We start from the raw sequence: 9,385 nt of genomic DNA, 5'->3' as shown, positions 1-9,385 counted from the left end.
CGGTGTGGGTGGGCAGGACCGTTGGCGCCATGGATGGCGCCATCGAGCCCCCATGGATGGGTTTACGGCGTGTCCTGCCCACCCACACCGCCCCGCCAACCCACGAATCGCCCGCTTTTGAAGTTGACGTTGCCGTTGCTTCGGCAGGTGCAGGGCTGCAAGCCCTGCCGAAACCCCACCCCTCAGACCGTGATGGTCTGGGTCAGCGACTCCCATGTCGGCGGCACCGGCCACGCGGCCGCCTGGTTGCCATCCAGCACCCGCCGCAGGTCACGCGGATCAATCTGCGGCGCCAGCACGTGCACCAGCTCCAGTGCGTAATCACGCAGTACCCGGTCGCGCGGCAGCACCGCCCACGCAATGCACTCGGTGATCGGCTCCGGGGCCGGCCACGAGCGCAGGTCTTCATCGTTGGAACTGACCGCCATCTCGGCCAGCAGCCCCACGCCCAGGCCGGTGCGGACATAGGTCTTGATCAGGTCGGCATCCAGCGCGGTCAACGCCAGGTCCGGTACCAGGCCATTGGCCGCGAAGGCGCGCTGCAGCGAGGAACTGGGACGGGTGGAGGATTCATAGCTGATCAGCGGCTGGCGGGCCAGCGCGGCCAGGTCCGGGGCGCGACCGGCGCGGTCCAGCGGGTGGCCCTTGGGCACCACCACCAGCCGCCGCCAGCGGAACAGCGGCACCGCGATGCCGTCGGTCGGTTCGCCGCCGGCCGTGCTGATGATCGCGATGTCGGCATCGCCCTGGTTCAAGCGGTCAAGCGCGTCGGCTTCACCGGCCTGCTGCAGGTGCACGCTGACCTGCGGATAGGCCTGCTTGATCGCCGCCACCGCCGGCGGCAGCACGAAGCGCGCCTGGGTGTGGGTGGTGGTCAGGATCAGCTGGCCCTGGCTCTCGCGCCGCTGGTTGGCGGCGTAGGTGCGGATGTTGTTGGCCTCGGCCAGCACCGCGCGGGCGCGGGAGATCACTTCGGTACCGGCCGGGGTGACCGATTCCAGGCTGCGCCCCTTGCGCACGAACAACAGGAAGCCCAGCTCGTCCTCCAGCTGCTTGAGCTGCTTAGACAGGCCGGGCTGGGTGGCGTGCACACGCGTGGCCGCGAGCGTGATGTTCATCTCGGCGTCGGCGATGGCGACCAGGTAGCGCAGCTGGGTAAGCGTCATGGCAGGCGGGGCGCAGGGGGCGGAGGTCCACTCTAGGGTCTATTACCCTCACCAGCTTATAACCAAAGGTTGTTTAAGAAAGGTATCTGGTCATTTCCGGGCGTCATATGCCGGCGCTACGGTCAGCCGGCAGCCGCTGGCCTGAACGGCCAGCCTCCCCCCTTCCGCCCGCCGGCCCACGGCGCGGCCTGCTTCCGGAGCGCTTCCATGGCCCTGTACGACTCCATCCTCGATACCGTCGGCAACACCCCCATCGTCAAACTGCAGCGCCTGGCTCCGCAGGGCGTGACCCTGTACGCCAAGGTCGAATCGTTCAACCCGGGCGGCTCGGTGAAGGACCGCCTGGCGCTGGCCATCATCCTCGACGCCGAGGCACGCGGGCTGCTCAAGCCGGGCGACACCATCGTGGAAGCCACCTCGGGCAACACCGGCGTGGCCCTGGCCATGGTCGCCGCCGCGCGCGGCTACAAGTTCGTGGCCACCATGGTCGAGACCTTCTCGGTGGAGCGGCGCAAGCTGATGCGTGCCTATGGCGCCAAGGTGATCCTGACCCCGGCCGCCGAGCGCGGCAGCGGCATGGTGCGCAAGGCCGCCGAACTGGCCGAGCAGCACGGCTGGTTCCTGGCCAGCCAGTTCGCCAACCCGGCCAACCCGGCCTACCACCGCAACACCACGGCGGCGGAGATCCTGCGCGACTTCGCCGGCAAGCGCCTGGACTACTTCGTCAGCGGCTGGGGCACCGGCGGCACCCTCACCGGCGTGGGCGAAGTACTGAAGGTCGCCCGCCCGCAGACCCGCATCGTGGCCACCGAACCGGCCGGCGCTGCGCTGCTGAAGGGCGACGACTGGAAGCCGCACAAGATCCAGGGCTGGACTCCGGACTTCGTGCCGGACGTGCTCAATCGCGACGTGGTGGATGAACTGCTGACGGTCGAGGACGACCGCGCCATCGCCACCGCGCGCCGCCTGGCAGCCGAAGAAGGCATCTTCGTCGGCATCTCCGCCGGTGCCACGGTGGCCAGCGCACTGGACGTGGCTGCCCGCGCCGAGCCGGGCTCGGTGATCCTGGCGATGCTGCCGGACACCGGTGAACGCTATTTCTCCACGCCGCTGTTTGCCGAGGTGAACGAAGGCTCCGACGACGACTGGCTGGCCGGCCTGCCGTAAGCCGCCCGCAGGCCATTGATCCACGGTAACGCCGGGCCCTGCCCGGCGTTTTCGTTTCTGGCTGACCCCTTTCTGCTTCAGCCTGCGTGAAGGTTATTGCCCCCATCGTGCGTGAAGGCCGTAATCGCAGCGCGTGAGACGGTCATGACGCAGCATGGATGCCCTCTCCACTACGGTGGGTGCAGCCAGCGCGGGCACGGCGCGCAACAACAACAGGCAGGAGACGGACGCATGAAGATCGAAGTGTGGCAGGGCGACATCACGACCCTGGCGGTGGATGCGATCGTCAACGCGGCCAACGAAACCCTGCTCGGCGGGGGCGGTGTGGACGGTGCGATCCACCGTGCGGCCGGGCCGGAGCTGCTGGCCGAATGCGAGCGCCTGCCGGAACTGCGCCCGGGCGTGCGCTGCCCGACCGGCGAAGTGCGTGCCACCGACGCCTATGCACTGCCCGCACGGCATGTGCTGCACACCGTCGGCCCGGTCTGGCATGACGGCCAGCGCGATGAACCGGCGTTGCTGGCCAACTGTTACTGGAAATCACTGCAGCTGGCCGAATCGCTGGGCGTGCACTCGATTGCGTTCCCGGCCATCAGCTGCGGCGTCTATGGCTACCCGCTGTACCAGGCCGCGCAGGTGGCAGTGACCGAAACGCTGGCATGGCAGCGCAGCCACGCGCAGCCGATGCGTATCGTGCTGGTGGCGTTCAACACGGCCACGGCCAAGGCCTACCAGCAGGCACTGGCCGCGGCGGGCCAGGCGGTGGAGGCCGAACGCATCCTGCCGCTGCCGCCGGTGGGTGATGCCGGGTACGCTGCCGCGCATTGAGGCACGGGCAGGCAGGACGATGAAAGGCGATCCACGCGTGGCGTGGATCTACCGCTGGATGCGCAGCTCCACCAGGCCGGAATCGCCGCCGATGCTGGATACATCCACCGTGTAGTGGCCGGCCGGCAGGGTTTCCTGCAGGCGCGCGTCGGTGCCACTGCCGCCATCATCGTCTTCGATGTCGATGTCACCGCCTACCACGCGCAGCACGGTATCGACCTGGCTGGACAGCGCATCCACCTGCACCCGCGCCGGTGCGTCCAGGCTCAGCAGGAAGCGCCGGCGTCCGTCGGCATCCAGCACGGTGAATACGCTGCCCGACGCTGGAAGCGGGGTGCCGTCCTGGTCGACGATCGTGGCAGGCACCTTGCTGCGCTGGACGTCCAGCGTGAACGCACCGCTGTCCTCGTCAACCAGGGCACTGACGTTGAGTGTGTAGCGGCCCGGCTGCAGCAGCAGGCTGATGCGCGAATCGCTGCCTTCGCCGCCATCGTCGTTCTCGGCATCCTGGCCCTCGCCCTCCAGCGCCAGCAGCGTGTCGAACACGTCCGAGCGCAGATCGATGGTGTAGAGGCCGGCGGCATCCACCTGCAGGGTGTACGTCTGCGACGTTTCCAGAAGCAGGTCGGCGATATGCCCGGTGTTGATGATCGGCTTGCCGTCGTAGGGCTTGAGCTGCTCAGCGCGCAGCCGGAACGGACCGTAGGTGTCCGGCCCGGAGGCATTCACGGCTACCTGGTAACTGCCGCCGCCGTCGGCCCGGAAGGCGACCGCGACGCTGCTGCCCTCATCGGTGGCGCGGCTGCGGGCCACCACCTTGCCATCGTGGAAGACGGTCATCGCGCCGCTCAGCGCACCGGTCAGCGTAATGCCGACGCGCTGCTTGTCCTGCAGGGTGATCTGGTACAGCTGGTGATGGCTGCCATCGTTGAAGTTCGTGCCACTGCGCGAGGTGATCTCGCCGGACACGGGCTTGTCGAACTGCAGGACCGGCACCCGGCCCGACGGCTCGGGCGCGCCGAAGCGGTTGCAGCCTGCCACGGACAGCACCGTGGCGATGGCCAGCGCGATTACGGTGGTACGCATTGAACCTCTCCCTGGCCTTTCGCGGACATCCCTGGCGCACAGGCCCTGCGCAAGGGAGCAGCAACGATACCCGCAAAAGCAGACGCCGGCATGATGCCGGCGCTGCGGTGTCACTTCATGCAGGGAATGGGACCGCTCAGCCGTTCCACTTGCCCAGCGCGGCCAGGCCGTTGTCCTTGGCACGCTCGTACACGGTCTTCTGGGCAGCGGCGTAGTTGCCCTTCATGTCCTTGGCCCACAGCTTCAGCGCGGCCTGCTGCATGGCGCGGCCGTAGGAGAAGCTCAGCGGCCACGGCAGGTTGCCCAACTGGTTCATCGCGTTCAGGTGTTCGGTCGACTGCTCGTCGGTCTGGCCACCGGACAGGAACACCACGCCCGGCAGGATCGCCGGCACGGTGCTCTTCAGACACATCACGGTCGACTCGGCCACTTCCTCGACGTCGGCCTGCTCATCGCAGCCCTTGCCGGAGATGACCATCGAGGCCTTCAGGATGGTGCCTTCCAGCAGCACGTTCTGCTGGTACAGCGCGTCGAACAGCGAACGCAGGGTGGCTTCGGTGACTTCGTAGCAGGTCTCGATGTCGTGGTCGCCGTCCATGATCACTTCCGGCTCGACCATCGGCACCAGGCCGCATTCCTGGCACAGGGCGGCATAACGGGCCAGCGCGTGGGCGTTGGACTCGATGCAGGTGCCCGACGGGGTGTTCTCGCCGATGTTGATGACCGCACGCCACTTGGCGAAGCGCGCACCCAGCTTGTAGTACTCCTGCAGGCGCTCGCGCAGGCCGTCGAGGCCTTCGGTGACCAGCTCGCCCGGGCAGCCGGCCAGCGGGTGTGCACCCTTGTCCACCTTGATGCCCGGAATCATGCCGTGGTCGGCCATGTACTTGGCGAACGGCACGCCGTCCCTGGTCGACTGGCGGATGGTTTCGTCGTACAGGATGGCGCCGGAAATGTGCTCGTTGAGCTTCGGCGTGGTCAGCAGCAGCTCGCGGTAGGCACGACGGTTCTCCTCGGTGTTCTCGATACCGACGCCTGCGAAACGCTTGGCGATGGTAGCGGTGGATTCGTCGATCGCGATGATGCCCTTGCCCGGGGCGACCATGGCCTGGGCGGTTTCAGCCAGCTGTTCGATGCTCATGTATTTCCTGTGGCGGGTGCGGGAAAAACGTAAGTATAGCCCCGCTGCCCGTTGCCTCGCCGTGGAGGACAGGATGGAAACGCTTCCATGTCTGCGCAGGACAAACGGTGTCCTGCGGCATGGGGTCGGAGCCCCTGCGGGGATCCGACCCCGGATCGGCAGCGCCGACCCGATACCGTCAGGGCTTACAGATCGCCCAGGCCACTGGCGCGGCCGTCCTGGCCCACTTCCAGCAGGCGCAGGGTGTTGGTGGCGCCCAGGGTTTCCATGTGCTCGCCGCTGGTGAACACGACGCGGTCACCGGCCTGCAGCAGGTCCGATTCCACCAGCAGGCGGATGCTGCCGCGTGCCGCTTCGCGCGGGGTCAGGCCGCGGCTGTCGAAGTTGATCGGGTACACATCGCGCATCAGTGCCATCTGGCGGCGGGCGCCGTCATGGCGGGTGACCGCGAACACCGGTGCCTTGGCGCGGAAGCGCGACAGGTAACGGGCGGTACCACCGGATTCGGTCATCGCCACGATGGCACGCACGCCCACGTGCTGCGACAGGAACATGGTGGCCATGGCGATGGCCTGGTCGGCACGCTCCAGGTTGCGCGGCGAGGCGTTGAAGTCGGTTTCGGTCTGGAACTGGCGCTCGGCGCCCAGGCAGATGCGCGCCATCGCTTCGACCGCCTTCACCGGGTAGGCACCGGCGGCGGTTTCGGCCGACAGCATCACTGCATCGGTGCCATCGATGACCGAGTTGGCCACGTCCAGCACTTCGGCGCGGGTCGGAATCGGGCTTTCCACCATCGACTGCAGCATCTGCGTGGCGGTGATCACCACCTTGTTCTGCGCCAGCGAGGCCTTGATGATCTTCTTCTGCAGGCCCGGCAGTTCGGCATCGCCGATTTCCACGCCGAGGTCGCCACGGGCCACCATCACCACGTCACTGGCTTCGACGATTTCTTCCAGGTTCTCGATGGCTTCGGTGCGCTCGATCTTGGACACCAGCGCGGCGTAGCAGCCGTGCGATTCGGCGATCTGGCGGGCATCGTTCATGTCCTGCGCGTTGCGGCAGAAGGACACGGCGATGAAGTCGACGCCGATCTTGGCGACGATGCCGATCAGTTCCTTGTCGCGCTCGGTCAGCGCGCCCAGCGACAGGCCACCGCCCTGCTTGTTCAGGCCCTTGCGGTCGGACAGCGCGCCATCGTTGAGCACGGTGTTGATGATGCGGTCGCCCTGCACTTCAACCACCTGCAGCTGCATCAGGCCATCGTCGAGCAGCAGGACGTCGCCCGGGCCCACGTCCTGCGGCAGGCCGAGGTAGCTCACGCCCACCTGGCTGGCATCGCCCGGGCCGGCGTTGTCGCTGGCGATCAGGTCGAAGCGGTCACCGGCCTTCAGGTACACCTTGCCTTCGGCAAAGCGCTCGATGCGGATCTTCGGGCCCGGCAGGTCGGCCAGGATGCCCACTTCCACGCCCACGCGGGCTGCGGCGGCACGGACGTCGGCGGCACGCTTGGCCTGGCCGGACGGGTCACCGTGGCTGAAGTTGAGGCGCACCACGTTCACGCCGGCGCGGAACAGATCCTCCAGCACGCCCGGCGGGTCGGTCGCCGGACCGAGGGTGGCTAGGATCTTGGTGCGACGCTGACGCTCGAACATGGTGAATGGGCCTCTCCCGTTAAAGGTGGGAAATTAGCACATCCTTCACGCCCCATGTATGCGGTTACAGCCTTGGGGCGCCTGACTCTGCGGGACATCGAACGGACATGGTCCGGACATACGCGGGCCGGCGCCCGCCGGGCATGGCCCGGCGCTGCCTGTCGACCTGCCCCGGTAGCGCCGGGCCATGCCCGGCGACCAGGAGCGCCAAAGGTCAGGCCAGCAGGGCCAGCAGCTGCGCCGGCTCGCGTGCCAGGTGGTCGGCACCGGCCTCGATCAGCTCGGCTTCGCCACCGAAGCCCCACAGCACGCCCACGTTGCGCAGGCCGTGGTGGCGCGCGCCTTCGATGTCCATGCGGCGGTCGCCGATCATCCAGCACTGCGCCGGCTGCAGCTGCAGGCGCTGCAGCGCCTCGCCCACCAGCTGCGCCTTGCTGCTGCGCGAGCCATCCGGGGTTGAACCGATCACATCATCGAACAGGCCGCCGAATGGCAGGTGCTCGACGATGCGGCGCGCGTGCGGTTCGTTCTTGGCGGTGACCACCGCCAGGCGGTGGCCACGGCCATGCAGCGCGCGAACGGTCGCCTCGATGTCCGGGTAGAGGGTGTGCTCACGCCAGCCCTCCACGTCGAACCGCTCGCGGTAGTAGGCCACCGCCTCCTCCACCCGCACCTCGTCGCCGAACAGCGGGGTGAAGGTGGTGCGAAGCGACGGCCCGATCCAGCCCTGCAGGGTTTCCTGCGGCGGCACCGGGTGGCCCATCTTCTGCAGCGCATAGGCGATGCAGGTGGTGATGCCCACTTCCGAATCGATCAGGGTGCCATCCATGTCGAAGAAGAGCGTTGCACGCGCTTCTCCGCCGGCCTGCAGCGCGACGCTCATGCGCCGCGGGCGGCCAGCGCAGCCACGGCCGGCAGGGTCTTGCCTTCCAGGAATTCCAGGAACGCACCACCACCGGTGGAGATGTAGCTGACATCACCGGCGATATCGAACTTGTCGACGGCCGCCAGGGTGTCGCCACCGCCGGCGATGGAGAACGCCCTGGAGCTGGCGATGGCACGCGCCAGTGCTTCGGTGCCCTTGCTGAAGGCTTCGAATTCGAACACGCCCACCGGGCCGTTCCAGACCACGGTGCCGGCCTTCTCGATCAGCTGCGCGTACTGCGCGGCGGTCTGCGGGCCGATGTCGAGGATCAGGTCATCGTCGGCCACGGCGTCCACGGCCTTCACTTCGGCGGCGGCATCGGGCAGGAACTGCTTGGCGGTGACCACGTCCACCGGCAGCGGAATGGCCGCACCGCGCGCCTGCGCGTCGGCCACGATCTTCTTCGCGGTGTCCAGCAGGTCCGGTTCGTACAGCGACTTGCCCACCTTGTAGCCTGCGGCGGCGATGAAGGTATTGGCGATGCCACCACCGACGATCAGCTGGTCGACCTTGCCGACCAGGTTGGCCAGCAGTTCCAGCTTGGTGCTGACCTTGCTGCCGGCGACGATGGCCAGCAGCGGCTTGGCCGGGGCATCCAGCGCCTTGGCCAGGGCGTCCAGCTCGGCCATCAGCAGCGGGCCACCGGCGGCCACCGGGGCGAAGCGGATGACGCCGTGGGTGGAGGCCTGGGCGCGGTGCGCGGTACCGAAGGCATCCATCACGAACACGTCGCAGAGCGCGGCGTACTGCTTGGACAGGGCCTCGTCATCCTTGCCCTCGCCGACGTTCATGCGGCAGTTTTCCAGCAGCACCAGCTGGCCCGGCTGCACGTCGACGCCGTCGACCCAGTCACGCACCAGCGGAACCTCGCGGCCCAGCAGTTCCGACAGGCGCGCCGCGACCGGTGCCAGCGAGTCGGCTTCGGTCCACACGCCTTCCTTCGGGCGGCCCAGGTGCGAGGTGACCATCACGGCGGCACCCTGCTCCAGCGCGCGCTTGAGCGTCGGCAGCGAAGCGGTGATGCGCTGTTCGGAAGTGATGCGGCCATTCTCGATCGGCACGTTCAGATCCTGGCGGATCAGCACGCGCTTGCCGGAGAGGTCGAGGTCGGTCATGCGGACGATGGACATGGGCAACTCTTTGGCTCGGGGACGGGATGCCGGTGTACGGCAGACGGGCATTGTATCGGCTGCGGGAGGTGGGAGGGCCGATGCCTGCGGCAGGCAGAGGCGTAGAGCAACAGCGGACGGCAACAGCCAAAGCGCTGGCGCTTCGTGGTGCTTGGGGTGGGCCGGGGTGGTGTGGGATGGCAGGGGACGCCGTAAACCCATCCATGGGGGCTTGGTCGCCGCTTGCTCGTGTGCGCTGTCCTGCGCACACGGCAAGACCGGGGTTGGGCGTCCTGCCCAACCCGCCCGAG

At 67.9% G+C, this 9,385-nt stretch carries 8 protein-coding genes; 2 read left to right on the top strand and 6 right to left on the bottom strand.

Features of this window, described 5'->3' with window-relative positions:
- Nucleotides 1-182: 182 nt before the first annotated feature.
- Nucleotides 183-1,166, bottom strand: a complete 984-nt coding sequence (locus AC3WL7_RS21170; RefSeq protein WP_079222980.1) for a LysR family transcriptional regulator — start codon at nt 1,164-1,166, stop codon at nt 183-185.
- 207 nt (nt 1,167-1,373) lie between these two features.
- On the opposite strand from AC3WL7_RS21170, the gene cysK reads away from it, so the two are divergent.
- Together cysK and AC3WL7_RS21160 are read left to right on the top strand one after the other, a co-directional pair.
- Nucleotides 1,374-2,333 (top strand): cysteine synthase A, encoded by a 960-nt coding sequence (gene cysK, locus AC3WL7_RS21165; RefSeq protein ID WP_295520769.1) that lies wholly within the window; start codon nt 1,374-1,376, stop codon nt 2,331-2,333.
- Between the two features lie 231 nt (nt 2,334-2,564).
- Nucleotides 2,565-3,161 (top strand): O-acetyl-ADP-ribose deacetylase, encoded by a 597-nt coding sequence (locus AC3WL7_RS21160; RefSeq protein WP_079222982.1) that lies wholly within the window; start codon nt 2,565-2,567, stop codon nt 3,159-3,161.
- 48 nt (nt 3,162-3,209) lie between these two features.
- Here AC3WL7_RS21160 and AC3WL7_RS21155 read toward each other — a convergent pair whose 3' ends face one another.
- The 5 genes from AC3WL7_RS21155 to AC3WL7_RS21135 all read right to left on the bottom strand — a co-directional run bounded on the left by AC3WL7_RS21155 (nt 3,210) and on the right by AC3WL7_RS21135 (nt 9,095).
- The gene (locus AC3WL7_RS21155) at nt 3,210-4,247 is read right to left on the bottom strand and encodes an ABC transporter substrate-binding protein (RefSeq protein ID WP_492752992.1); all 1,038 of its coding nucleotides are present in this window, start codon (nt 4,245-4,247) and stop codon (nt 3,210-3,212) included.
- 136 nt (nt 4,248-4,383) lie between these two features.
- A complete protein-coding gene (locus tag AC3WL7_RS21150; RefSeq protein ID WP_492752991.1) occupies nt 4,384-5,388 on the bottom strand; it encodes a class I fructose-bisphosphate aldolase in 1,005 nt (334 codons plus the stop codon).
- A 185-nt stretch (nt 5,389-5,573) separates the two neighbouring features.
- Nucleotides 5,574-7,040 carry a pyruvate kinase gene (pyk, locus tag AC3WL7_RS21145; RefSeq protein ID WP_492752989.1) on the bottom strand — a complete coding sequence of 489 codons (1,467 nt, stop codon included), beginning with the start codon at nt 7,038-7,040 and terminating at the stop codon, nt 5,574-5,576.
- A 214-nt stretch (nt 7,041-7,254) separates the two neighbouring features.
- Nucleotides 7,255-7,923 carry an HAD hydrolase-like protein gene (locus AC3WL7_RS21140; RefSeq protein WP_492752987.1) on the bottom strand — a complete coding sequence of 223 codons (669 nt, stop codon included), beginning with the start codon at nt 7,921-7,923 and terminating at the stop codon, nt 7,255-7,257.
- On the bottom strand, nt 7,920-9,095 hold the full coding sequence (locus tag AC3WL7_RS21135) for a phosphoglycerate kinase (RefSeq protein WP_079222989.1): 1,176 nt from the start codon (nt 9,093-9,095) through the stop codon (nt 7,920-7,922). Before AC3WL7_RS21135 ends, AC3WL7_RS21140 begins: the two co-directional genes overlap by 4 nt.
- Nucleotides 9,096-9,385 lie beyond the last annotated feature (290 nt).

This window comes from Stenotrophomonas sp. FW305-3-2-15-E-LB1, from assembly GCF_058787375.1.
This window is presented reverse-complemented; position numbering and strand designations above follow the sequence as displayed.

What these genes read in the sequence shown, in the direction of transcription:
- AC3WL7_RS21170 (WP_079222980.1), bottom strand. Translation starts at nt 1,166, where the DNA reads ATGACGCTTACCCAGCTGCGCTACCTGGTCGCCATCGCCGACGCCGAG.
- cysK (WP_295520769.1), top strand. Translation starts at nt 1,374, where the DNA reads ATGGCCCTGTACGACTCCATCCTCGATACCGTCGGCAACACCCCCATC.
- AC3WL7_RS21160 (WP_079222982.1), top strand. Translation starts at nt 2,565, where the DNA reads ATGAAGATCGAAGTGTGGCAGGGCGACATCACGACCCTGGCGGTGGAT.
- AC3WL7_RS21155 (WP_492752992.1), bottom strand. Translation starts at nt 4,247, where the DNA reads ATGCGTACCACCGTAATCGCGCTGGCCATCGCCACGGTGCTGTCCGTG.
- AC3WL7_RS21150 (WP_492752991.1), bottom strand. Translation starts at nt 5,388, where the DNA reads ATGAGCATCGAACAGCTGGCTGAAACCGCCCAGGCCATGGTCGCCCCG.
- pyk (WP_492752989.1), bottom strand. Translation starts at nt 7,040, where the DNA reads ATGTTCGAGCGTCAGCGTCGCACCAAGATCCTAGCCACCCTCGGTCCG.
- AC3WL7_RS21140 (WP_492752987.1), bottom strand. Translation starts at nt 7,923, where the DNA reads ATGAGCGTCGCGCTGCAGGCCGGCGGAGAAGCGCGTGCAACGCTCTTC.
- AC3WL7_RS21135 (WP_079222989.1), bottom strand. Translation starts at nt 9,095, where the DNA reads ATGTCCATCGTCCGCATGACCGACCTCGACCTCTCCGGCAAGCGCGTG.